Genomic DNA, 24035 nt, shown 5'->3' with positions numbered 1-24035 from the left:
GAATGAGTTCGTTGAAAGCTCAATCGAGGGAGACCGTCCGTGGAAGAGATTATCCGAATTGGTGTCGATACGTCAAAGAGCGGTTTCCAATTGCATGGCGTGAACGCAGCCGAGCAACCAATCCTGCGCAAGAAGCTTTCGCGTAGGGAGATGGTGAAATTCTTCGAGAAAGCACCACCGACCACCGTCGCACTCGAAGCCTGCGGTGGCTCTCATCATTGGGCGAGGTTGTTAGGTTCGTTCGGTCACGAGGTGAAATTGATCGCGCCTCAGTTGGCGAAGCCTTATGTGAAACGCGGCAAGAACGACGCGGCGGATGCGGAAGCTTTGTGTGAGGCGATGAGCCGACCCACCATGCGGTTCGTGCCGGTGAAGACTGCGGACCAGCAGGCGGCGTTGATGCTGGTCGGCGTGCGAGAGAGACTCATCCGTAATCGGACGCAGCTCGCCAACGCCATTCGCGGTTTTGCCATGGAATTTGGCATCGTCGCGGCCGCCGGCATGTGCCGGATCGAACCGTTATTGGAGCGAATAGCGGCTGATAAATCTTTGCCTGAACTGGCCCGCGAGCTTTTTGCCATGCACGGCGTTGAGTATCGAGACTTGCTTACCGAAACGAAAGCCGTCGAAGAAAAATTGATCGCGTTGCATCGCTCCGATGAATGCAGCAGGCGCCTGGCCGAAATTCCGGGCGTCGGGCCGGTCGGCGCATCGCTTTTGATGATGAAGACCCCAGATCCCCGAACGTTCAAGTCGGGTCGCGATTTTGCCGCTTGGATAGGACTGACGCCCAAAGACCATTCGACCGCAGGCAAGGTCAGACTGGGGGTGATCACACGTGCTGGCGACGAAATGCTGAGGAGCATATTGGTGGTTGGCGCAACTGCCCTTCTTCAGCATGTCAGAACAGGTCGAAGCAGACATACTTCCCGATGCCTGATCGAACTCCTGCAACGGAAGAAACCGAAGCTGGTGGCGGTGGCGCTCGCCAACAAGATCGCCCGAATTGCCTGGAAGCTTATGGTGAGCGGCGAAACGTACCGGCGACCGGAAGGACATACACAGGCAATTTAGGAAATTGGCCACCACGGCGAGCACGATAAAAAAGCTACCGTGTTGAGCTGATGCTGTGAACTTGCAAGAGAAAAGCAGATGGTGCGATCGATCGATCCAAGACGCGTGATACTCCGTCAGTTCCATTGGCCTTTTAAGGTCGTTGCCGTGTTAGGAACATGCGTTGCGGAAACCATCTTGGCCGGTGGTCATGTGCGACCACACACAAAGGCCGTACATATGGAAGCAAGCGATCCGATCAAAAATATCTGTAAAAAACACTTGCAAGTGGGAGCCGTCCACATATGGAACTGGGCGCGCCGCGAAGAGATGCCGCTCCCGTTGGCGGCATGAGCGCGCTCGATGCCATGGCGCTGTCGGACGAGGCGCTCGAGGCCTGGAGGGCTGCCAAGACCAACCGCCCGCTGGTGCGGACCATGTCGGCGCTGGATGGCTTCGTAACGGCGGCGGTCACCGGGCCGCGCTACCCGGACCCGCAAGACTGGATGTGCCCGGTCATGGGTTGCCGCGCGACGTCCTGGCCAAAGGCTCTGCAACCGATCACGCCGTGTTTGCCAGCGTCGCCAGGATCCACAACCGGATCAACCAGACGCTTGTTCGATAGACCGCAGGATTATGCGCCCCGCTTCACCACCAAGCCCGGTGGCGGCATCGACCCACGGCCGTTAGGCGTACAAAGACATTGCCCTCGTCATCCCCGCCCTGCGCGAACTCCATTACGTCACCCGCTATGGCAACCCGCAGTGATCGCCGCCGGCGCGCCGACTAACGGCTGACCTACCATAGACGCATCATAAGACGATCTTGCGAGGTGCCTTGGCGCACCGCTTACGGTACTTCCGGCAGGGCGGATGTAGCACGTCGTAGGTGAAGACCTTACAGCGCGATGGGCCACGGTGCGGCTGAACGGCTCGGAGATCTGGATCTGTGGCTCAAGGCCGTGCGCGCCGGGCAGTTCAGAATATCATCAGCAATCAGCCGCTCCGGCCAGAGACTAACCGCGACCGGTAATTTCTTTGGGGTCGAATACGTATTGTTAGGTCAGCGTAGTCCATCAGCGTCGCTTTGTTCGGAGGGAAAGCGATGTTTACCGCTCTCCGCGATAAAGTCGTCGCAGTTAAATGCAGTGCGACACAACTGGACTAGGGCTTCGTGATCACATGATGGCTCGACAGCGTTCAAGACAAACTCTTACCTCCGTCTTCCGTCTCGGGATCCTTCGTCACTAGGCACGCCAGCCTTGTGGACATTAGGGAGCAGTTCAGCCAGAGCTTCTCTGTACGCCCGTGCGATGCTTTACGGGTGAGCGAATATTGCGAGCGAGGCTTTATGGTGCCTTCCCACGCAAATCACTGGGCGATAAGTCCGTTGGTATTGGGCAGCGGTATGGCCGCCCCCCCGTTTGTTGCTTCAACTCCGCCTTTGCACGAGCGATGATTTCTGGATTGCGTATACAATCTGCCGCCGTGGAAGCCATGACCTTGGCAGCCAATATCATTCCCTTGTGGGCCGCAGGCAAATCGCCTTGGGTGACGAGCTGCCAACTGTGGAAGGGCGTGCCAATAGCGAAACAGGCTGTTTGACACTGTGCAGTCGGCACGATCCAGCTGACGTCGCCCACGTCTGTCGAGCCCATCTCGATTGGGTCTGTCCCCAATGGTAGGAGGCTATCGTGCAGGATATTGTTCTTCAACGAAACGTCGCGCCCCACGACGCTTGCCAGCGCATCTTCGTCCGTCAGCGCCCTCTTGCGAAGCTCCTTGGCGAACTCATAGTCAGCTGTGTCAAACGGGGGCGGGCCGATACGGCGCATGTTTTCATACATCACGTCATAAAGCGCTTTGTTGGGCAAAAGGTTGGAGTAGCCGCCGGTGATTTGCACCTTAACCGATGTCTCGGTCATAAGCGCAGCACCGTCTGCAATCTTTTGCACGCGCGCGAACACCCGCTCAGCGTCTTGCACACTCGGAGAACGAATAGAATAAGATGATTCAGCATACGCCTGCACTACGTTGGGGAATTCACCGCCGGCGTTGATGATGGCATAGTGAACGCGAGCATTGGAGGGCATGTGCTCGCGCAGGTAGTTGACCCCAACATTCATTAACTCGACTGCGTCAAGCGCGCTGCGTCCCAAATGGGGATCCGCCGCCGCGTGCGCCGCCCGGCCGGAAAAGGAGAAACGCGCCCACTTTGCAGCGTTCGAGGACTTCGTCAGCACTTCGTTAACCACCGCTGGATGCCAGCATAAGGCAGCGTCGAGATCGTCAAAAGCGCCGGCTCGGGCCATAAAGGCCTTTCCCCCGCCAGCTTCCTCCGCAGGGCAGCCGTAAAAGCGCACTGTACCTTCAATACCTTCAGCTGCGAGCGCATCTTTTAATGCAACTGCTGCAAGCGCGGAGCCCGAGCCCAGAAGATTGTGCCCGCAACCATGACCTGGCCCACGCGCGGTCGATGAGCTCGGTTCAGTTGCGCCTGAGACTTGAGCAAGATCGGGAAGCGCATCGTATTCGCCGAGGATGCCAACGACGGGGCTGCCCTCGCCGAATTCGGCGATGAAGGCGGTTGCGATGCCGCCGACATTCCTGGTGATGCGAAAACCATCTCGGTCGAGCATAGCGATGTGCTCTGCAACCGAGCGATGCTCGTCAAATGCTAATTCTGGCATTGCCCATATGCGGTCGCTTAAGGCGCAGTAGTCGGCAGCTTTCGCATTCACGCGGCGGACGATTTCGTCAAGGCTGAGAGGGTCATTTTGCATAGTTTCTACATTCCCTGAGGTCATAGCTATCTTTCTCGGCAGGTAGGTATTATCCCACTCATCGATCCATTCTATACTTAGATATACCTTTCAAGGTTGACATAATTGTAGTAATTTTGGTCTCCACCGGATGAAAGATTTGCAACCTTACTGCTGCGAGCGAGGGATTGGACATCGAGTCCGGGCGGTAGTCGTAGAATTGCGGAGGCGGCACGGCGACCAGCGAGAGTGCCCCCAACACCAATTATATTGAACAATAATAGTGCCGATGGATCTGACTGATTGTCCATGACCGGCTAGTCTACATCCGGCTTCTTTCGATCACTCGCTTCCACCAAGCAAAGTAAGCATCAAGCTCCAAGGCGTTGGTAGATGCAGATAGCAAAAAATTGCATCAGTACAACGCCATAGGTGCCTTCGGAACGATGGCAGCGTGACCCCATAATGAGTGTCTGTCTGCGCTAATCCGATACTTTACTTTTGTTAGGCGAATCGCCGGAGTCCAATTGGCTCCAGGAACGCTAACGCGGAATCTGCATCATCGCGGCCCTACATGACAGTGCCAACTCAGTACACTTGCAAAACCTAGATCGCGCAGATGCCGTAGTCGAAACTCATTCGAAGGGGCAACGCCGGAACGCCAGTAGTGCGGTTCGAGCAACGCCGCGAGAATGCCCGTCACTATCGTGGAGCGGCCGTTGCGTAATCGCCCACATGTTCTCAGGCGCGACAGGCTTGCCATTGCGTCATTGCGTCCTCTCGGAACGGCAGTTTTGGCGCGTGGGAATTCGAATGAAAGGCCCGGCTCGAAGGCCGGGCAAGGTTGCGCGGGTGGAGGGAGGCACCGGCGCAGGGGAGCCTGATTGAACTGGTGGTATCGCGAAGAGTCACAGCGCTAATTCCCCGCACTTGCCATCTTCCGCCCGGCGGTCGCCTTCTCCAGCCAGCCGAGCTCCATCTCCGGCACGGACGACAGCAGGAGATCGGTATAGTCGTCGAACGGCGGCGTCAGCACCTGGCTCTTGGCCCCATAGCGCACGACCTCGCCGCGATACATGACGGCGATGGAATCGGCGATCGACTTCACCGTCGCGAGATCGTGGGTGATGAACAGATAAGACACTTGCTCGATCTGCTGGAGATTGAGCAACAGCTTCAGGATGCCGTTGGCAACGAGCGGGTCGAGCGCGGATGTCACCTCGTCGCAGATAATCAGCTTGGGCTTGGCGGCAAGCGCGCGGGCGATGCAGACGCGCTGCTTTTGCCCACCCGAAAGTTCTGCCGGATAACGGTCGAGGAAGCCGGTGCCCATCTCGATTTCGTCGAGCAGCTCTTGCACGCGCCGGTCTCGCTCGGCACCCCTCATACCGAAATAGAAGGTCAGCGGCCGGCCGATGATGGTGCCGACGGTGTGGCGCGGGTTCATCGCCACATCGGCCATCTGGTAGATCATCTGAAGCTGGCGGAGGTCTTCCTTGGTACGGTCGCCGAGTCGGTTTGAAAGCTTACGGCCCTCGAAGGTGATTTCGCCTTGCTGCGGCGGCAGCAGGCCGGTGATCGCCCGCGCAAGCGTCGATTTGCCGGAACCGGATTCGCCGACAACGGCAAGCGTCTGAGCGGGGTGGATATCGACGGAAACGTTCTTCAGCACCTTGACTACGCCCCGGCCATAGGCGGCGGTGACGTTCTTGACCGACAGGACTGGTTTGGGCGTCGGCGCCGTCTCCGGGTGCTCGATATTGTGCACGGAGACCAACGCCTGAGTATAGGGCTGCTTCGGCTCCTTGATGATCCGATGGGCGGGGCCTGTCTCGACCATCTTCCCATGGCGCAGCACCATGATGTCGTCGGCCACCTGCGCTACGACCGCAAGGTCATGGGTGATATAGAGCGCCGCGACGCCGGTAGCGTGGATTGCTTGCTTGATCGCGGCGAGCACGTCGATCTGCGTCGTCACGTCGAGCGCCGTGGTCGGTTCGTCGAAGATGATCAGATCCGGCTCGGGGCAGAGCGCCATGGCCGTCATCACGCGTTGCAATTGTCCGCCTGAGACCTGGTGCGGATAGCGCTTGCCGATATTTTCCGGGTCGGGAAGGCTGAGTTTACGGAACAGCGCCACCGCCCGGCGTTCGGCCTCGGCGCGGTTGGCTAAGCCGTGCTTGAGCGAGCTTTCCACCACCTGGTCCATCAGCCGCTGGGCGGGATTGAAGGCCGCCGCCGCAGATTGCGCGACATAGCAGACCTCCTTGCCGCGCAGCCGGCGGATGCCGTTCTTACCCTGCTTGAGGATATCGCGGTCGTTGAGGATGACCTCGCCGCCGGTGATGCGCACGCCGCCGCGGCCATACCCCATCGGCGAGAGGCCGATGGTGGATTTGCCGGCGCCGGATTCGCCGATCAGGCCCAGCACCTTGCCCTTCTCGAGCGTCAGCGACACATCATCGACGATGGTGATCGTCATTGGCTTTTCGCCGGGCGGATAGATGATCGCCTCAATGCGAAGATTGCGGATGTTGAGCAGAACATCAGCCATTGCCGCGCCCCCCCTTGTGATCGGTCGTGCGGTTCAGGATCCAGTCGGCGACCAGGTTGACGGAGATGGCGAGCGCGGCGATCGCTGCAGCCGGGATCAGTGCCGCCGGGATGCCGAAGACGATGCCATCTTTGTTCTCCTTGACCATGCCACCCCAGTCCGCTGCCGGCGGCTGCACGCCGAGGCCGAGGAAGGAGAGGGCCGACAGGAAAAGCACCGCATAGATGAAGCGCAGTCCGAGTTCCGAGACCAGAGGCGAAAGCGCATTCGGCAGGATTTCGGCGAAGATCACCCACCACTTGCCTTCGCCGCGCAGTTTGGCGGCCTCGACGAAATCCATGACGTTCAAGTCCAATGCGACCGCGCGTGACAGGCGGTAGACGCGGGTCGCATCGAGAGTGCCCATGACGAGGATCAACGTGACCAGCGTCGAAGGTAGGACCGAGAGCACCACAAGACCGAAGATCAGCGTCGGGATCGCCATCAACAGGTCGACGAACCGCGACATTAACATATCGAGCCAGCCGCCGACCACCGCCGCCGTAAAGCCGAAGATTGCGCCCATCGAGAAAGAAAGCAGTGTCGCCAGCACAGCGATCAGGATCGTTGTCTGGGCGCCATAGATCATGCGCGAGAGCAGGTCCCGGCCAAGATTGTCGGTGCCGAATAGAAATTTGGCCGACATCGGCTCCCAGACGCCGCCAACGATCTCTCCGAGGCTGTAGGGTGCAATTTCCTGGGCGAAGATGGCGACCAGGAAGAAAAGGGTGGTGATCACAAGGCCGATCAGAGCGCCGATGGGTATATGTCTCAACATGGTGCCGCCCTCACTTCGGATGTCGGAGGCGGGGATTGGCGAGAATGGACGCCACGTCGGCCACGACGTTAAGGAAGATATAGACAGCGGCGAAGATCAGGCCGACGGCCTGGACGACGGGCACGTCGCGCTTGGCGACATGGTCGACCAGATACTGCCCCATGCCCGGATAGACGAAGATCACCTCGACGACGACGACGCCGACCACGAGGTAGGCGAGGTTCAGGACTACGACGTTGATGATCGGCGCGACCGCATTTGGAAACGCATGTTTGCGGATGATCTCGAATGCGGTGAGCCCTTTCAGTTCGGCCGTCTCGATATAAGCCGATTGCATGACGTTGAGGATCGCCGCCCGCGTCATGCGCATCATATGGGCCAGCACGCCCAGCGTGAGCGTCGTGCAGGGCAGCGCAATCGCCTGCATCTTGGCGAGGAACGGCATGCCCTCATAGACCATCGAAGTGCCTGGGAAGATCTGGAACTTCACGGCAAAGAAATAGACCATCAGATAGCCGATGAAGAATTCCGGCAGCGAAGTGGACGCCAGAGCCAAACCGGAAATCAGCTTGTCAATCAGCCCGTTGCGGTAGCGCACGGCGGCGAGACCGAGGATAATGGCAAGCGGGACCGAGATAATCGCTGCCCAGAAGGCCAGAAACAAGGTATTCCAAAGCCGCGCCTTGATCGAGGTGGCGATATCGAGCTTGCTGGTGAGCGCGTTGCCCAGATCGCCCTGGAGGATGCCAAAGAGCCAGTGAAAGTACCTGATATGGGCCGGATCGTTGAGGCCCATTTCCTTGCGGAGATTCTCGAGCGCGACCGGGGTGGCCGACTGGCCGAGGATAGACTGCGCGACGTCGCCCGGCAGGATCTGCGTGCCGGCGAAGATCAGCACTGAAACGGTCATTAGCAGCAGGATGCCCAGCGCTATGCGCTGGGCAATGAGGGCTGAAATCATGGTCCGTCTTAGGCCTGCAGCCAGCACTTGGAGAGTGCGTAGCCGCCACCCATAAGTTCAAAGCTGCCATCCGCAACCCAGCCGCCAACCTGCGGCCCCGTAGCATCGATGTAGTCGTTGAACACCGGGATAATCGAGCCGCCTTCGTCGTGGACGATTTGACCCATGTCGGCATAGAGTTTCTTGCGCTTGTCGGCATCGAGTTCGCCGCGTGCCTGTAGCAGCATCTGGTCGAACTTCTCGTTGGAAAAGCGGGTTTCATTCCATGGCGCTTTAGATTGATACAGGAGGGAATACGTAATGTCCTGCGTCGCGCGGCCGCCAGAATAGGATGCCGCGAACGGTTCCTTGTCCCAAACGTCGGACCAGTAGCCGTCGCTCGGGTGCCGCTTAACATCCATAGTGATTCCCGCTTTCGCCGCGCTCTGCTGGTAGAGCTGAGCAGCGTCCACCGCGCCCGCAAAGCCGACGTCGGCCGTGTGAAGGAGTACCGACCCCGAATGCCCGGACTTTTTGTAATGGAAGGCTGCCTTATCCGGATCGTACGAGCGCTGCCCAATTTCGGTGAACAGGGGATAGGCCTTGTTGATCGGCGTGTCATTGCCGAGAGAGCCGTAGCCCCCCAGGATTTTCTGAACCATCTCCTCGCGATCGATGGCGTATTTTAGTGCAAGCCGCAGGTCGTTGTTGTCGAAAGGGGCCGTGTCGCAATGGCAATAGAAAGTATAGAAGCCTCGGCTGCCAACGTTACGAATCGTAATGCCAGGCACGCGCTTGAGGAGTTCAGCCACCTTCGGATCAACTTGGTCGATGATGTGGACCTGCCCGCTCCGCAACGCAGAGGTGCGGGCCGTCGCGTCGTTCATGATGATGATCTCGACCTGGTCAGCAAAGCCGCGATCGTCGCGCCAGTAACTGGCGAATCTTTCGCCACCATGTCGAACACCCGGTTCGTTGACCGTGATCTTGTACGGACCGGTACCGATGCCTGCAGTCGGATTGTCCTTGCCGCCATTCGGCTGAATCACCAGGAGGTGTGAGTTCATTATGAACGGAAAGTCGGCTATCGCTTCCTTGAGCGTGAAGACCACGTTCTGGCCATCGACGGCAATCTTGTCGATGCCCTGCATGAGGGGGAGCACGGCCGACTTCGAATTAGCGTCGGAGTGGCGTTCCATGGTAGCCGCCACGTCGGCGGGCGTCATTTCCTTACCGTTGTGGAACTGCACGCCCTTGCGAATTTTGAAGGTCCAGACCTTGGCGTCTTTCGAGGCGCCCCATTCCTCGGCAAGTTGCGGTCGTAATTCTCCATCTGGGTCCCGCTCAACGAGCTGTTCACCCCACTGACGGCTGAAGATTAGAGTAACTGCTCCCAATATTGCCGCTGGATCGAGACTGTCTGTGGCTGATCCACCTGCCACCCCGGCTTTGAGCAAGCCCCCCTTCACAGGCCCCTCCGCCCTTGCGGCCGTGGCAAGTAGGTTGTTGGCAAACGCTGCACTGACGCCGAGCGCCGCCGCCCGACCTAGAAACTCGCGTCGGGACAGCCTACCTCTCGCGACGCGCTCACTGAGAAAACCCAATTCGTCAATCATCGTAGTTCCCCTTTCTACATGCCTACATGCGTTGTTGGTTTATTCTCTGTTACCCGCACGAAGTAGCTGTTTGCCGCTGTCGTACGATCATTGAAGGCGGCCAATCACCAACCATCGAACGTCCGAAGCGATCCCGTCCATCTGGATTGGCTCCTTTCGATCGTGACCGTGCATTTTCCACCTCGAATAAGATGCAGAATAGCGAAATCGCTTCGCTCCTCCGCCGGAGGTCGGGCCGTTCCCACCTGCGCTCGTCCAGGCCTGATATTCTAACTTAGAGGTGTATGTAGAGAGTAGGTCGACGGTTACCGTTGGTTTCCTCGACCGACACACGGTAGGTGTCGACCGATGGATCCTCCTCCATGCTACCCGCGCCGGCCTCGGCGCAGGTTGATGCCTTAACCTCCACACTCACGGGATAGCCGCGCACGTAAATCTTATGTGGATTGAACACGGACTGGCCCGTTTTGATCGCAAACTCCCAGCCATGCCACGGACATCGAATTATCTCGCCTTCTTGCTCGTACTCGAACTGCCCTGGCGTTACGCCGTTGACCATTCCGTCAATAATTCCTCTACACAGGGGCGCGCCTCTATGCGGGCAACTGTTGCGAACGGCATAGTATTCGTTGTTGACGTTGAAGATCCCGACACTCCGGCCTGCTATATTGACAATCCGTCGTCCGCCAACCGGAATTTCGTCTGCGTAACAAACTTCATATTTCTTAGGCACCGGTACCTCTCCCTACGCGGCTTGAGAGATTGCTGGTAGCGACAGTTTGTATGTATCGATGGCATTCTCTGCGAAGATGCGTCGGCGCAGATCCTCTGGCTGGTCGGACAACGTCATCATCGGATCATCCGAATCCCAATGCGGGAAGTCGCTCGCAAACATTAGTGTTCGTGAACCATGAATCCAGTTGATGATGTGCTTCATCGCTTCCGGATCGGCGGGCTCATCCAATGGTTGGGTCCCAAAACGAACATGGTCCACCAAGTACTCACTTGGCAGCCTTTTTACCCATGGGGTTAGCCGACGAAGCCCCTTCCAGTCGAGATCCATCTTCCACATCAGGGGCGCCACCCAGGCAAATCCGCTTTCCACCATGCCGACTTTCAAGGTCGGGAACTTTTCGAACACACCTTCAAAAATAAAGCTTGCTAGGTGCACGGCATAAGATGGCGGACGCAGCAGACGCATTTCAATGTAGTAGCTAGGCCATCCGGCCGGCGAGGGCGGCGGATTGATGCCCGCTCCTTCTGAACCGAAATGCATCGTCACCGCTAACCCGTACCGGGCGCATGCTTCGTATATCGGATGATAAAAGCGCTGGCCAAAGGGCCTAGGTGCGCCACAACTGAGCATGACTCCACAAACAGAAGGATGTGAGCCGAGCCTATCGATTTCAGCCGCTGCCCCTAAGGGGTCCTGCGAGTTGATTGCGAGATTAAGTCTAAACCTCGGATCCTTGGCGATCCAATGCTCCATTGAGTAGTCGTTAAACGCGCGGCACAGAGCACTCCCATAGTCCACGTCGGCGAGCGCGCTCGCCGTTTGCGCAGGACCGCCAGTAAGAACCCCCAAATCGATACCATGTGCGTCTAGCAACAGCTTACCGCAACTCTGTGCGTCACCATTACTACCTAATATTTCTCCATTCTCTTCCGTTTCAAAATCTACCCGCGTTCCGTGATATCCTCCGCTAGAGGCATGGGGGTCCATTTCAATGCCACCGAAGCCCCACTCCGCAAAACGCTCAGCATTGAACTTGCTGAGATAAGGAAACAGTTCCGATTTTGCCCGGTAGCAGTGGTGGACATCGGTGTCCACAATTGTGAGTTTTTTCCGACTGCTCTTGACTAGCCCGGAATTCATCTTTTCCTCCATTCGTGTTCTCATTCGGAAGCATGAAGCGCACGCAAGTGAGTGTGCTTGTGAGGACGATGGCAGCTTTGTCAGCTCATTGAAATATACAGTTTGCCCCTAAGTTGGCCATCACACGGTGCTGTCACATTGATTGAGCGGTAAGGAAATTGAGGTAGCAGGGCGCTTATGCTGAGTGCACCGACCTACAAGAACCACCGCTATCCGATCGAATCGTAGCGGCGTGCTGTCTGGCTCTACTTCCGCTTCAATGGGGCTTGCCGCGCCGACACGCCTCGTGCCGTGGCCTTCATGAACCGAGACCGACGCTCTGGCGCTACAGTATTGGGCTATGCGGCCCTCCGCCGGGCGACCTGTATTAACAGCGAACATCGCATTGGTGTGATAGCCAACTTCTGGACAAACTGTATATGTTGACAAACCGAGAAACCTGCCATCGTCCCCGCGAGAACAACTCACTTGGGTGCACAAAGGTTCGTGAAATGGCAAAACATTCGTTCGCTGAAACGATCAGGTCGGGAAACCCGCAAATTGGGGCCTGGATGCAGATACCACATGTGATGGTCGCGGAGAATTTGGCGCAGACAAATCTAGATTTTCTTGTGGTCGATGGCGAGCATGCACCCATTCCACCCAATGCACTTTTAGGTATTCTTCCAGCAACTGAACGGTACGGCATGCCTGTACTCTACAGAGTCGCCTGGAACAGGATTGAGCTCATCAAGGCCGCGCTAGATCATGGTGCGAACGGCATCATGGTGCCAATAGTAAACTCGGGTGCTGAAGCCATCGAAGCTGTGTCGTCCGCAAAATATCCGCCTGCGGGAAAGCGGGGATCTGGAGCGTGGAGAGCATCGAACTATTACCAAAATGACGCGGAGTATCGCAAGGAGGCGAACTCTAGCTTGGCCGTGGTACTACAGATTGAATCACGAGAGGCTCTTAACAATCTGGACGACATAGCCTCAACACCTGGGGTTGACGCGCTCTTTATCGGCCCGGCAGACCTTGCCCTTTCTTTGGGCATGGAGCCGGGAAGGCTCACGCCTGAGTTGCTCGATGCCTGTCGGGCAGTCGCCACTGCTGCGGACAAGTACGGCATAGCATCCGGTATCGATGTGGCGTCCATAGATTATCTATTGAAGTACCGAGAGCTGGGCCTCAGTTTGTTCACCTACGGATCGGATCCTGGTTTTGTCTTGGACGGCGGCCGCGCTGTGGCGAAAGATTTCCACGACGCGTTTCTCGCTAGATAGGCCGCTTATGTCCATCTAAAATTGCGAAAGGTTGGGACACCCTGGTGGTTGCTGGCCCGAAACATTTCTCATTTTATACAGCTAAATTGGGCGGACGTTGCTCTGTCCAGTTTGCCTATTCGGGTCCACGGTCAAAACGACGCATGTCTAAGTCGCTGAGATTTGCGAATAGCCAAGGGGAGACGATGCGCTACATACGTCCGCTTTCAAATGAAGATGCCGTTGGCCAATTGGCCGGATCGGCGGGTACGGCGGCTATTCTGGCCGGAGGCAGCGACCTTCTGGTGAGGATGAAGGGCGGCTTTGTCGAGCCCGATCTGATCATCGACATCAAGTCGATCGGGGGCCTGAGCGACATCACAGAAACCGCTGACGGTTTCCGTATCGGCGCCGCGGTGCCTTGCGCCGTGCTGGGCGAGAACGCCGCGCTGAAGAAGGCATGGCCCGGCGTCGTCGAAGCGGCCAAGCTGATCGGCTCCAAGCGGCGCCTGCAGCGTCATCGTCGACGGAAGGCTGGTCTGCTCCTGCCTGGTGCTGGGCGCGGAGGCGGAAGGGCGCAAGGTCGAGACCATCGAGGGCATGGCACATGGCGACCAGCTGCATCCGCTGCAGCAGAAGTTCTTGGAGCATGCCGCCCCGCAATGCGGCATTTGCACGCCCGGTTTCCTGATCGCGGCCAAAGACCTTTTGGCCAAGAACCCCTCGCCGACCGCGGAGGAAATCCGCTTTGGTCTCGCCGGGACCTTTGCCGCTGCACCGGTTATGACAAGATCGTACGCGCCGTCCAGGACGCGGCAGAAGTGATGAAGGGAGCCTGAGATGAATTTCGATCCGCGCTTTTCGGGACGCAAGTTCTCTTCCGTCGGCACGCGCCCCATCCGCCCCGACGGTGTCGACAAGGTGACGGGCCGCGCCCGCTACGGCGCCGACTTCAACATGGCCGGCCAGCTGGTCGGCCGCGTGCTGCGCAGCCCGCACGCCCATGCGGTGATCAAGAAGATCGACACCTCGAAGGCGGAAAAGCTCGCCGGCGTGAAGGCGGTGATCACGGCGAAGGACCTGCCCGACCTCACAGATGGCGATACAGCGATGTACGACATCCTCGACAATTCGATGGCGCGCAAGAAGGCGCTCTATGACGGCCATGCGGTGGCCGCGGTCGCCGCGATCGACGCTCGCACCGCCAGGCAGGCGCTGAAGCTGATCGAGGTCGATTATGAGGTGCTGCCGCATGTCACCGATGTCGACGAGGCGGCGCAGCACCACGCGCCGCTGATCGACGACACGATCTATACCGAGGGGTTGGAGGAAAAGCCGGCAAAGCCCTCCAACATCACCAAGCGCACGCAGTTCGGCCATGGCGATGTCCATTCGGGCTTCGCCCAGGCCGACATGATCGTCGAGCGCTCGTTCAAGACCGAGCAGACGCATCAGGGCTATATCGAGCCGCATGCCTGCGTGGCGAGCGTCAACGCGGACGGCACGGCGGACCTGTGGGTCTGCACGCAAGGCCATTTCGTCTACCGCCAGCATTGCGCCCAGCTGCTCGGCATGGAAGCCTCGAAGCTGCGCGTCACCTCCTCCGAGATCGGCGGCGGTTTTGGCGGCAAGACCCATGTCTGGGCCGAGCCGGTGGCGCTGGCGCTATCGCGAAAAGCCGGGCGTCCGGTGAAGCTCGTCATGACCCGCGACGAGGTTTTCCGCGCTTCGGGCCCGACCAGCGCCACCTCGATCGACGTCAAGATCGGCGCCCGCAAGGACGGCACGATCACCGCCGCGGAAGCGACGCTGCGCTATAGCTGCGGCCCCTATGCCGGCTCCTGGGCCGAGATCGGCGCGATGACGGCGTTCGCCTGCTACAAGCTCGAAAACGTCAAGACCGTCGGCTACGAAGTGCTGGTCAACCGGCCGAAGACGGCGGCCTATCGCGCGCCGTCGGCGCCTATGGCGGCCTTCGCGGTGGAAAGCGTAGTCGACGAGCTCGCCAAGGAGCTCGGCATGGACGCGGTGGACTTCCGCATCAAGAACGCCGCGCAGGAAGGCACGCGCGCCTCCTACGGCCCGGTCTACGGCCCGATCGGCATCGGGCCGACGCTGGAGGCGGTGAAGCACCATCCGCACATGAAGGCGCCGCTGAAAGCGAACCAGGGGCGCGGCATGGCTTGCGGCTTCTGGTTCAATTTCGGCGGCCAGACCTGCACCGACCTCAACATCGGCATGGACGGCTCGGTGTCTCTGGCCGTCGGCACGGTGGATGTGGGCGGCTCCCGCGCCTCGCTGTCGCTGGTGGCGGCGGAGGAGCTCGGCATCGACTATTCCCAGGTCAAGGCGATCGTCGCCGACACGTCTTCCCTCGGTTACAACGACATGACCGACGGCAGCCGCGGCACCTTCTCCTCCTCGATGGCGACGATCTCGGCCGCGCGCAACGCTATTCTGATCCTGCGTGAGCGCGCGGCGCAGACCTGGGATATCCCGGTCGACGACGTGGTCTGGGAAAAGGGCCATGCGATCGCCAGGGGCGAGAAATACGGGAACCTGTCGCCGCTGTCGCTGAAGGACATCGCGGCTGCCTCCGGCAAGACCGGCGGGCCGATCGCCGGCCATAGCGAGCTCGTCGCCGACGGCGCCGGCGTCTCCTTCGCCACCCATATCTGCGATGTCGAGGTCGACCCCGAGACCGGCTCGACCAGGGTGATCCGCTACACGGTGGTGCAGGACGCCGGCAAGGCGGTGCACCCGACCTATGTCGAGGGCCAGTACCAGGGGGGTGCTGCGCAAGGCATCGGCTGGGCGCTCAACGAGGAGTATATCTGCGGCAAGGACGGGCGGCTGCAGAACGCCGGCTTCCTCGACTACCGCATCCCGGTATGCTCCGACCTGCCGATGATCGACACGCAGATCCTGGAAATCCCTAACCCCAACCACCCCTATGGCGTGCGCGGCGTGGGCGAAACCTCGATCGTGCCGCCGCTGGCGGCGATCGCCAACGCGGTGTCGAACGCGGTCGGCGTGCGCATGACGCATATTCCGATGTCGCCGCCGCTCATCCTGGCGGCGTTCGAGGCGGAACGGGAAGGCTGATCGTCGAAGTAACGCTCTGGGGATCGCTCCGCGCGATCGCCGGAGGCAAGAACATCGACTCCCTGGCCGAACAGTTCGATATCCATGTTGACCTCCCATCAGGCTGTCTGCGCCCCCGTTCCGCCGTTGCAATAAAACCGGAGGGGGCAAATTTGTCGGTGCTCCACGTTTTATGCGGGACGCTCGAAAAGGATGCGCGGAACTTTGCTCATCAATTCCGCGCCAACTTCGGTGATCCGAACCGTCTCGTTAAACGCGTAATTTTCGCCGGGCTCGTACAGGATGTTAATGACAAAGGTCATATTAGCCAGGATCTCTGTATCGTTATTGGTCCCCAAGCTTGGACCGTCCACATGGGGTAATCGCGGGAGCGAGTCGCCCAGAGAACCAATCATATCCTTGGAAGGTGGCTGTTCCCCGATAAGATGGAAATACGGGCTCACGACCTGACGCCGGGCCCAAGCATCTGATGGAGAGAGACAGCGGTGTCGATCCGACGTGAAGGCAAGCGCGTCTGGCGCGGGAAGTGCGCCTCTGATCCAAAGATCATTGCCGAGCTTATCCGTAAGCGGGCGCCAGCCGCCAAACGCGTGGTGTTCGAGACTGGGCCCCTTTCCGTCTGGTTCTATCACGCGCTACGCTCGGAAAGGGTGCCAGCGATCTGCATCGATGCTCGCCATGCCAAAGCAGCGCTGGACATGGCCGCGAATAAGACTGACGCGAACGATGCCGACGGTTTGGCCCATCTTGCAGAAGTAGGGTTCTTTCGTGAGGTGCGGGTGAAAGGGTTCGACAGCATGCTGACCCGCACCCTGGTGGCGGCACGCACCCGGCTGGTCAGGATCACCACCGAGCTTTCAAACCAGATCCGGGGGCTCATGAAGACATTTGGATTGCTCGTTCCCGCGGGCAAGGGAAGCACATTCGAAAAGAATGTCCGGAGTCTTCTTGTCGATCAGGACGGGCTCGCCCCTATCGTGCTGCCGATGCTGGAAGCCTGGCGCAGCATGCGCATCCGTGCCACCGAGCTCGGACGCCAGCTTGTCGCTGCTGCGCGCCAAAACCAAGCGTGTCAGCTCCTCATGTCGATCCCTGGCGTCGGCACGATCACCGCGACCTCTTTCGTCACCGCCATTGAAGATCCCAACAACTTCAAGAAGTCCCGCTCTGTTGGCGCCTGGCTTGGTCTGACGACCCGCCGCTACCAATCAGGAGAGGTCGATTATGATGGCCACATATCCCGGCGCGGCGATCGTCATTTGCGAGGGCTTCTCTACGAAGCCGCCACGGTGATCCTGACCCGCAGCTCGGCCGACAGCGCCCTGCGGACATGGGGCCTCAAACTCCGCGAGCGGATCGGCTTCAAACGAGCTGCTGTTGTTAGCCCGCAAACTGGCCGTGACGATGCACGCGATGCTGAAGGCCGGTGAGTTCTTCGATCGGACCGCCGGCGCCACAGCGTGATAGCCTAGGCATAGCGTTCGGTCCCCGAGCGCGCTGAGACGTCCCTGCCGGGACGTGGGCAGAGCCATTCCGCTTGATGGGGCGCACCGCTGGCTCAGCAGAGTGCGTCGTCCACATTTGAAGGCTCCTCCCGCGAAGCTCCATCATGCGGCGACCGATGTCGACCGCGAAGACGACCCTGCACCCGGCATACGCGTCTCAGAAACTATAAAGGTGCTTGACTCAACGATCGCGATTAGACGACCCAGTCAATGCCAACAGAGTAGCCTATGCGCGCATCTCGGTTGCGGCCGTACGGTCGGGTAGCCGCTTGAAACGCGCGCGCGACATCGGCGCAGGTCGCGCCGGGTCGCATCGCGTCTACGGCGGCATGGAAACCAGCCATGGCACGCTCATGTTGGTTCTTCCGGCATGGTGTGGCCTGGCCGACGTGAACAGTTCTCGCCACTGCAGCCACGTACCGGTGCCGGCTGGCGGCACACTCGAGATAGTATTGGTTACCTGCGGCGAAGATGGCATCAACAAAAGTCTGGTGTGGCGCAATCTCGAGCTTGCCACCACGAATGACCGGTGGATAAGGCAGCGGGCCGCCGGGAATGCCGTCGGTCCCGGTGCAAACCGCCGACATAATCGCAGCGGCTGCTTCGCAATGCCGTGCGCCGACGGAAATTCTGGCGATGCCAGCAAGAAGCGCCTGGTCCGCTATCAGCGCGGCCTCAGTCAGATAAAGGAGTTCGCGCTCAGACTTGACCAGTCTGCACGACGTTACCAGCCCGCTGGCATCCAGCGGCCCCTGGCCTTCCAACGCGGTGACAAGCTTGGGGTAGTCCAACGCGCTCAGTTGTGACACTTCCACGCCGATGCGTGCGGATGCACTCACCTTCGTCTTGACGAACTGCGCGATGAATTCCCACGCACTTTGCTTACCGGTGCCGCTCACGTAACTTTCAGCATATCCAACAACACGGTCCTGAGGAAGCCAACATCCGGCTTCGGTCGCAGCGTCGGCATCCATCTTGCGCAGAATAAAATACGGATCGTCATTCAACGTCACGAGTACAGTCTGCGACTCGAAACCTGAAAAGGAGTCATAACCTAGGAGATAGCACTGATTGGCCTGCGAGATGACCATCAGCGCGTCCATCTCAGCATTAGACATCGCAGCACGCACTTTGTCTAGGCGAGCTCGAAACTCCGATGTCACAAACGCCTGCACAATATTTCTGCCGTTCATATAAATTGTCTCCTCTAAATTTCGAATCCATCGCCAGCTTGCGAAGATGAGTTTGGGAATAACTCCGTCGCCGGCGCCACACAGTTGAGGCAACGCATCTGGCTTTGCCGTCTACGCAAAGCGCGGAGCAGACTTTGGAAAAGTCGTCTGCCGAGACGCGGTTCACACCATCGGTTGTGAGGAACGACCGCCTCTACCGAAAGTCCGGCTGCGGCGCCAGAGGCCGTTACCTACTAGACAAGATCGCGCGCAATCTGCCGGTTCCAGGACCGGGAGAATATGCGCCTGTCATCGTCATAGGCGCGCAGGTCGGCCTCGAAGAGAAAATGATCCGGAGTCGAGGAAAGCGCAGTTTCGACCTCCACTCGAGTCCGCCATCCAGGATGGGCAAGGTCGTAGTTTCGCAAACTTCCATGCGGGCGCTTGTCGGTTCGTTCGGCCGGATTCGGTAACGGACCTCCTTCCTAGACGCCATCTCCACGCCGATGGCGTCGATCATCCAATTCCCGTCGTCGCGGATCACCGTGTGAACTGTCTCACCTGTAACGATGTCATGCCCGACAGTACGCTCGACCTTTCCCTGCCGCACCAATGTATGCTTCGTCTGCGGCGCCGTCGCGGGTTCTGCAAACCTAATCTCAACATCCTCGGCGCGCCCGCTCCGGGTTGGCAACACAAGGTTGCTGGCGCCCGTGAAGACGGTCAGCGTGACAGACCGCGGGGAGGGCCAGACAATCGGCCAATATGCCGTAGACAAGGCCAGCCGGATCCGGTGCCCCGGCGGAAACATGTGGCCAATTTCATTGAGCTGGACCCTGACTCGATACCGTGTCCCCGGCTCAAGCGGCTTTGGCGTCTCATGACTCTCCCGGTGCGTTAGATTGAGCACACCATATGTCACGCGGGTGGAGGTTCCATCCGGCGCGACATCGTTCAGGCCGCACAGCGACGAGGCCGTTCGGCTGGTCGGCCGATATCTCCAGCACGGCAATTGGTGCACCTAGAATCTCCACAGGCTTTGTCAGTGGTCCTGTGTCGAACACGAGCGACTTGCCATCTTCCTCGCGCTGGTCCAGGGGCAACTCGGGTGACAACCCGCCCATGCCGTACGGGCACCATTCGCCCCCGTGCATCCCCGTGTTCTCGGGTGAATTCACCACCTGCGTCGTCTGATCGTCTGGTGTTTCACCGAGGGCATGCGGCGCTAGCCATAACGTCTTGCTTTGAATATTCTCGCTGGGCCACGACGGCTCTCCGATCCAGTGGCCCGGACGCACATCGTAGTGCGATTCCGGGGGAACGCTGTCCTGCACATAGGCTCGGAGCATCGGCTCGTCCATGATGCCGGTTTTGGTGCCCTTCAGCCAATGATCCCACCAGCGCAGCGCTTCCTGCAAAAACCCAATCGCGGGCCGGGAACTCCGGTGTGAGGATATTTGTGGCCCCATGGACCGACGAGACCGAGCCGCGGCCCCTTCAAACGCCAGCAAACGGAAGATGGCGTTGGAATAGCCGTCAGCCCACCCGCCAACGGCGAAGACTGCGGCCTCGATAGCGGAGAAGTCCTCACAGACCGAGCCATGTCTCCAGTACTCGTCACGCCGCTGATGCTCGAGCCAAGTGGCGAACACCGGGGTCATGGCATCGAGCCGCTCCATCCACATGTCGGCCCGCGATCCTCACCCACCACCAGCGGGTCCGGCGCGCGCGACATCCAGCCGAAGTAACTAGTCCCCCAAGCCAAGATGTCCGTGATGACGCAGCCGCCCATGTAGTGCATGTCGTCGGCATAGCGATCATCGGTAGAGCAGACGGTTATGATCGCCTTCAGCGCCGGCGGGCGGCGCGCCGCCACCTGCAGCGAGTTGAAACCACCCCATGAGATCCCCATCATGCCGACTGCGCCGTTGCACCAGGGTTGCTTCGCGATCCAGGCGATCACCTCGACGGCATCGTCCTGCTCCTGCTTCAGATACTCATCGAGGACCACGCCATCAGAATCGCCGGTCCCGCGGATATCCAGCCGAATGCTGGCATAACCATGCGCAGCAAAGTAAGGGTGGGTGAGATTATCGCGCGCGCGTAGCGTCACGCCGCCGATAGGGGATATATTGGAGGATTGCCGGCACCGGATTACACTCGGCGTCCTCGGGCATGAAGATGCGTGCGGCCAACCGTGTGCCCTCTGACAACGGAATCCAGCACAATTCGCTCTCGCGCACTTTGCGCATGGTCGACGCGTCGAGGGACATCAGTATCTCCGGAGTCTATGGATGTGCGGCGAAATAGGCCCGGCGGCGCTACGCAGCCGGCCTACAGGATTATGCCTTCTTCAGCCGGGGCAGGTACGGATAATCGGGCGGCAGGAGCATCGGGCCATGTAGTCCCCTGTAGACCAGGTTCGATACCAAGAATTCGGTTTCGTTGAGAATTTTTATCGAAGCTTCTACCAACACGAATGTACTCGGGGTCGCCGAACTACGATCGCATCAAAGCACCGTTGGCATCGTAAAGAGGTTGGGTTATCACCACCGCCGGATACATTTTTGCGTTCGATCTCGACATCTAGCACAGTGCCGTCGCTAGCGAACTCGACAGGAACGTAGCCCACCGCCAGAGACTTCTTGACGCGATGCCCATAGCCTCCAGAGGCGATGTAACCAACCGCCGCCCCATCCTTGAGCAGGGCCTCGTCTCCAACGACATCACGGTCGTCGACATTGATCGTCAGACCGACAAGCTTCCGGGCCGGCCCTGCGTCGCGCGCCTTCGCGGCGGCTTCCTTGCCGACAAAGTCCTTGTTCCAGTCGATGAAAGCGGCCAATCCGCTCTCACTTGCGTCGAAATCCGGGCGGAAGTCCATTGTCCAAACGCCCCAGTTCTTCTCGAGGCGCATCGACATGAGGGCGCGGCTTCCGTAAAAACGCAACCCGAGATCGCCACCTGCGTGTTCAACCGCCTCAAACAAGCGGATGAGGAACTGCGGACGGCAATAGATTTCAAAGCCTAGTTCACCCGAGAACGACAGGCGCGAGAGGATTACCGGAACGTCACCCACGACGCATTCCCGGATATCGCGGAACTTGAACGCGTTGTGAGACACGTCCTCTCGCGTAATCCGCGAGAGGAGTTTTCTCGGAACGGTTGGTATAAGTTACCCCCTCGGTCGGCAGATGCCGCTCGAACCATCGCCGGTGCATTTCCTGTGCCGCACCAGATCCGAACAGCATGAAGCGGTCTTCCGAGAGGCAGGCAACGGTGAGGTCTCAACATTGGGGTCAACGCGATCCGACCAGGCTTGGGAAGCTTTCCGGCGAGGACGTAATCGAGGAACGCTCTCGCTCCCGGTCCGGCAAATTCGTGCTTCGAATAGTTGGCGATCTCGATGGCGCCCACGTTCGTGCGAACGCTCTCGATTTCCCGAGCAACGTAGTCATGGCTCCGGTTGCGCTTGAAAGTCGGCTCTTCGTGCGCGTCCTCTGGCCCGTCGGCGAACCAAAGAGCGTGCTCCAGCCCGAAACTGACCCCCATGACAGCGCCTTTCGCAACCAGGCGATCGTAAAGGGCTGTCGTCTTCTGCCTCCGGCCCTTCGGCAGTGTCTCATTGGGAAACGTCATCACGAATCGACGTTCATAGTTCTCGGAGGACTTGACCGTGCCCCAGTCCGCCGTAGCGAAGTTACCGAACCGGGAGATATCCATCGTCCAGACGTCAATGGATGGTTCGCCTTCGATCATCCATTCCGCAATCGATCGGCCGACACCACCACCTTGGCAGAAGCCGGCCATAACACCGACAGCTGCCCAGTAGTTTTGCAGGCCGGGGACAGGACCGATCATCGGGTTCCCGTCGGGGCCGAACGTAAAAGGCCCGTTTACAACGGTCTTGATGCCCACCTGGCCAAGGGCCGGAATGCGTTCGAACGCGAGTTCGAGCCGGTCCGCGATCCGCGCGAGATCGGATAGAAGCAGTTCGTGGCCGAAGTCCATCGGGGTACCTGACACCTTCCAAGGCGTGGACTTCGGCTCGTACGTGCCCAGCAGCATGCCGTTACGCTCTTGGCGGAAGTAGATGTTAGCCTCATAGTCGATGCCCGCCGGAAGGCGCTTGCCGGAAGCCATTCTTTCCACGATTTGGGGGATATCCTCCGTAATCAGGTAGTGGTGCTCCATAGGCTGAACCGGCATGGTTACGCCAGCCATCTTCCCAGCCTCTCGCGCCCAGAGCCCGGCGGCATTCACCACGTGCTCTACATTGATGGTTCCCTTGGGAGTGACCACATCCCAGGTACCGTCCTTCCGTTGGCGAGTTTCAATAGCAGGGGTGTGGGTGTAATACAGCGCGCCGTGCACGCGAGCAGACTTCGTGTAAGCATAGCAGACCCCCGAGGGATCGACATCACCGTCGAGCGGGTCCCACAGCGCCGCGAGATAGTGGCTCGGATCGATGAGCGGGTGCCGCTCGGCCGCTTCTTTAACGCTGATGAATTCCTGGTCGAGCCCCATGTACCGGGCCTTCGACCGCTCGCGTTTCAGGTATTCGTACCAGGTCTTGTTCGATGCGAGATAGAACCCGCCCGTGTTATGAAGTCCGACCGAGTGGCCGGAAGTCTCCTCGATATCTTTGTAAAGATTGATTGTGTAGCCTTGCAGGCGGCTGATGTTCGGATCTGAGCTGATGGTATGGATCTGACCGGCCGCGTGCCAACTTGACCCGCTAGTAAGCTCGTCTCGCTCAAGGAGCACACTGTCTTTCCAGCCGAATTTTGCGAGGTGGAAAAGGATGGAACATCCGACAACGCCGCCGCCGATGACGACCGCGCGGGCGTGCGTTGGAAATTGTTTTTCAGCTGTCATGGTTCTCCGCTTTTTGGCTGGAGAAGGCGATCGCGTTTTGCTTCAGGGAGCGGCCGAGTGGGTTTTCTATGCGAGTGGCAGCCGTCTGAATCGACCGGCTCGAGCCGGGTCCCGGTGAGCATTTCGCAGCATTACGTGCTGGCGACCGTCCGCTGTGATTACGATTGCCGCCCGACATGGCAATGCAGCGAGATCAAACGAAAGCGTTCCGGGCAACAATGCCTTTTCCGCAAAGACCGGCAGGACATGAGGGCATTGGCGGGAGCACCAGAAAACAGCCGCATCGCGCCTCAACGAGGTTGCGAAACAGGAGCCCCCACTGCGTGAGATCGAGCGACGATCTCACCACTTCTACGTTGAGGCGCCTTTCTGCAAATTCTGCGTGCTCAAGCGCGTGCCTCAAGTCACGCTGGAATGCCGGATTGCGCCGCAGAAACTCCCAGGCCCAGCCGCGTCGCGTCAGTTGTCGCGTATAGCGATAAGACTTCTCATTCTGCCAGTCGGGCCAGTCGGC

The 24035-nt window shown here is 59.2% G+C and carries 17 protein-coding genes and 4 pseudogenes; 6 read left to right on the top strand and 15 right to left on the bottom strand.

Features of this window, described 5'->3' with window-relative positions:
• Nucleotides 1–39 precede the first annotated feature (39 nt).
• Complete coding sequence (locus tag AC0L2L_RS31175; protein WP_473583676.1) at nt 40–1074, top strand: IS110 family RNA-guided transposase; 1035 nt, start codon at nt 40–42, stop codon at nt 1072–1074.
• 1327 nt (nt 1075–2401) lie between these two features.
• Here AC0L2L_RS31175 and AC0L2L_RS31170 read toward each other — a convergent pair.
• From AC0L2L_RS31170 to AC0L2L_RS31140, 7 genes are all read right to left on the bottom strand, one after another.
• On the bottom strand, nt 2402–3835 hold the full coding sequence (locus AC0L2L_RS31170) for a M20 family metallopeptidase (protein ID WP_473583703.1): 1434 nt from the start codon (nt 3833–3835) through the stop codon (nt 2402–2404).
• A gap of 895 nt (nt 3836–4730) precedes the next feature.
• Nucleotides 4731–6368 carry an ABC transporter ATP-binding protein gene (locus AC0L2L_RS31165; protein WP_473583675.1) on the bottom strand — a complete coding sequence of 546 codons (1638 nt, stop codon included), beginning with the start codon at nt 6366–6368 and terminating at the stop codon, nt 4731–4733.
• Nucleotides 6361–7185 carry an ABC transporter permease gene (locus tag AC0L2L_RS31160; RefSeq protein ID WP_473583674.1) on the bottom strand — a complete coding sequence of 275 codons (825 nt, stop codon included), beginning with the start codon at nt 7183–7185 and terminating at the stop codon, nt 6361–6363. The genes AC0L2L_RS31165 and AC0L2L_RS31160 overlap by 8 nt, the downstream gene beginning before the upstream one ends.
• Nucleotides 7186–7195: 10 nt before the next feature.
• Nucleotides 7196–8146 (bottom strand): ABC transporter permease, encoded by a 951-nt coding sequence (locus AC0L2L_RS31155; protein WP_473583673.1) that lies wholly within the window; start codon nt 8144–8146, stop codon nt 7196–7198.
• Between the two features lie 8 nt (nt 8147–8154).
• On the bottom strand, nt 8155–9741 hold the full coding sequence (locus AC0L2L_RS31150) for an ABC transporter substrate-binding protein (protein WP_473583672.1): 1587 nt from the start codon (nt 9739–9741) through the stop codon (nt 8155–8157).
• 274 nt (nt 9742–10015) lie between these two features.
• A complete protein-coding gene (locus AC0L2L_RS31145; RefSeq protein WP_473583671.1) occupies nt 10016–10474 on the bottom strand; it encodes a Rieske (2Fe-2S) protein in 459 nt (152 codons plus the stop codon).
• A 12-nt stretch (nt 10475–10486) separates the two neighbouring features.
• A complete protein-coding gene (locus AC0L2L_RS31140; protein ID WP_473583670.1) occupies nt 10487–11629 on the bottom strand; it encodes an amidohydrolase family protein in 1143 nt (380 codons plus the stop codon).
• Between the two features lie 479 nt (nt 11630–12108).
• Between AC0L2L_RS31140 and AC0L2L_RS31135 the strand changes: the two genes are divergently transcribed.
• The 4 genes and pseudogenes from AC0L2L_RS31135 to AC0L2L_RS31120 all read left to right on the top strand — a co-directional run bounded on the left by AC0L2L_RS31135 (nt 12109) and on the right by AC0L2L_RS31120 (nt 15966).
• Nucleotides 12109–12882: an HpcH/HpaI aldolase family protein gene (locus tag AC0L2L_RS31135; RefSeq protein ID WP_473583669.1), complete on the top strand. Its 774-nt coding sequence runs from the start codon at nt 12109–12111 to the stop codon at nt 12880–12882.
• Nucleotides 12883–13067: 185 nt separating this feature from the next.
• Nucleotides 13068–13367, top strand: a pseudogene (locus AC0L2L_RS31130) (FAD binding domain-containing protein); the annotation flags it as partial.
• Nucleotides 13366–13700, top strand: a pseudogene (locus AC0L2L_RS31125) ((2Fe-2S)-binding protein); the annotation flags it as partial. The pseudogenes AC0L2L_RS31130 and AC0L2L_RS31125, both read left to right, overlap by 2 nt.
• Before the next feature lies 1 nt (nt 13701).
• Nucleotides 13702–15966: a xanthine dehydrogenase family protein molybdopterin-binding subunit gene (locus AC0L2L_RS31120; RefSeq protein WP_473583668.1), complete on the top strand. Its 2265-nt coding sequence runs from the start codon at nt 13702–13704 to the stop codon at nt 15964–15966.
• Nucleotides 15967–16136: 170 nt separating this feature from the next.
• Here the strand turns inward: AC0L2L_RS31120 and AC0L2L_RS31115 are convergent, their stop codons facing one another.
• Entirely contained in the window at nt 16137–16409 is a 273-nt protein-coding gene (locus AC0L2L_RS31115; protein ID WP_473583667.1) for a hypothetical protein, read from the bottom strand.
• Between the two features lie 42 nt (nt 16410–16451).
• Here AC0L2L_RS31115 and AC0L2L_RS31110 point away from each other — a divergent pair.
• Nucleotides 16452–17430 (top strand): annotated as a pseudogene (locus tag AC0L2L_RS31110) (IS110 family RNA-guided transposase).
• Nucleotides 17431–17665: 235 nt separating this feature from the next.
• On the opposite strand, the gene AC0L2L_RS31105 reads toward AC0L2L_RS31110, so the two are convergent.
• The 7 genes and pseudogenes from AC0L2L_RS31105 to AC0L2L_RS31075 form a co-directional block, all read right to left on the bottom strand.
• A complete protein-coding gene (locus tag AC0L2L_RS31105; protein ID WP_473583666.1) occupies nt 17666–18664 on the bottom strand; it encodes a M24 family metallopeptidase in 999 nt (332 codons plus the stop codon).
• 226 nt (nt 18665–18890) lie between these two features.
• Nucleotides 18891–19553, bottom strand: a complete 663-nt coding sequence (locus AC0L2L_RS31100; RefSeq protein ID WP_473583702.1) for a CocE/NonD family hydrolase C-terminal non-catalytic domain-containing protein — start codon at nt 19551–19553, stop codon at nt 18891–18893.
• On the bottom strand, nt 19522–20322 hold the full coding sequence (locus tag AC0L2L_RS31095) for a CocE/NonD family hydrolase C-terminal non-catalytic domain-containing protein (RefSeq protein WP_473583665.1): 801 nt from the start codon (nt 20320–20322) through the stop codon (nt 19522–19524). Before AC0L2L_RS31095 ends, AC0L2L_RS31100 begins: the two co-directional genes overlap by 32 nt.
• Nucleotides 20301–20820 (bottom strand): annotated as a pseudogene (locus AC0L2L_RS31090) (CocE/NonD family hydrolase). Before AC0L2L_RS31090 ends, AC0L2L_RS31095 begins: the two are co-directional and overlap by 22 nt.
• Before the next feature lie 290 nt (nt 20821–21110).
• Nucleotides 21111–21767 (bottom strand): glycine cleavage T C-terminal barrel domain-containing protein, encoded by a 657-nt coding sequence (locus AC0L2L_RS31085; protein WP_473583664.1) that lies wholly within the window; start codon nt 21765–21767, stop codon nt 21111–21113.
• Nucleotides 21704–23521 carry an FAD-dependent oxidoreductase gene (locus tag AC0L2L_RS31080; RefSeq protein WP_473583663.1) on the bottom strand — a complete coding sequence of 606 codons (1818 nt, stop codon included), beginning with the start codon at nt 23519–23521 and terminating at the stop codon, nt 21704–21706. The genes AC0L2L_RS31085 and AC0L2L_RS31080 overlap by 64 nt, the downstream gene beginning before the upstream one ends.
• Before the next feature lie 193 nt (nt 23522–23714).
• Nucleotides 23715–24035 (bottom strand): transcriptional regulator domain-containing protein (locus AC0L2L_RS31075; protein ID WP_473583662.1); only part of this gene is annotated, 321 nt, incomplete at its 5' end.

The sequence above is a fragment of the Mesorhizobium sp. WSM4832 genome (genome assembly GCF_055811115.1).
Note: the sequence above shows the minus strand (reverse complement) of the source record. Positions and strands in the feature narration are given on the sequence as shown.

Coding starts and splice junctions, on each gene's coding strand:
- AC0L2L_RS31170 (WP_473583703.1), bottom strand. CDS start 3,835: ATGCAAAATGACCCTCTCAGCCTTGACGAAATCGTCCGCCGCGTGAAT.
- AC0L2L_RS31165 (WP_473583675.1), bottom strand. CDS start 6,368: ATGGCTGATGTTCTGCTCAACATCCGCAATCTTCGCATTGAGGCGATC.
- AC0L2L_RS31160 (WP_473583674.1), bottom strand. CDS start 7,185: ATGTTGAGACATATACCCATCGGCGCTCTGATCGGCCTTGTGATCACC.
- AC0L2L_RS31155 (WP_473583673.1), bottom strand. CDS start 8,146: ATGATTTCAGCCCTCATTGCCCAGCGCATAGCGCTGGGCATCCTGCTG.
- AC0L2L_RS31150 (WP_473583672.1), bottom strand. CDS start 9,741: ATGATTGACGAATTGGGTTTTCTCAGTGAGCGCGTCGCGAGAGGTAGG.
- AC0L2L_RS31140 (WP_473583670.1), bottom strand. CDS start 11,629: ATGGAGGAAAAGATGAATTCCGGGCTAGTCAAGAGCAGTCGGAAAAAA.
- AC0L2L_RS31135 (WP_473583669.1), top strand. CDS start 12,109: ATGGCAAAACATTCGTTCGCTGAAACGATCAGGTCGGGAAACCCGCAA.
- AC0L2L_RS31120 (WP_473583668.1), top strand. CDS start 13,702: ATGAATTTCGATCCGCGCTTTTCGGGACGCAAGTTCTCTTCCGTCGGC.
- AC0L2L_RS31105 (WP_473583666.1), bottom strand. CDS start 18,664: ATGAACGGCAGAAATATTGTGCAGGCGTTTGTGACATCGGAGTTTCGA.
- AC0L2L_RS31095 (WP_473583665.1), bottom strand. CDS start 20,322: ATGGAGCGGCTCGATGCCATGACCCCGGTGTTCGCCACTTGGCTCGAG.
- AC0L2L_RS31080 (WP_473583663.1), bottom strand. CDS start 23,521: ATGACAGCTGAAAAACAATTTCCAACGCACGCCCGCGCGGTCGTCATC.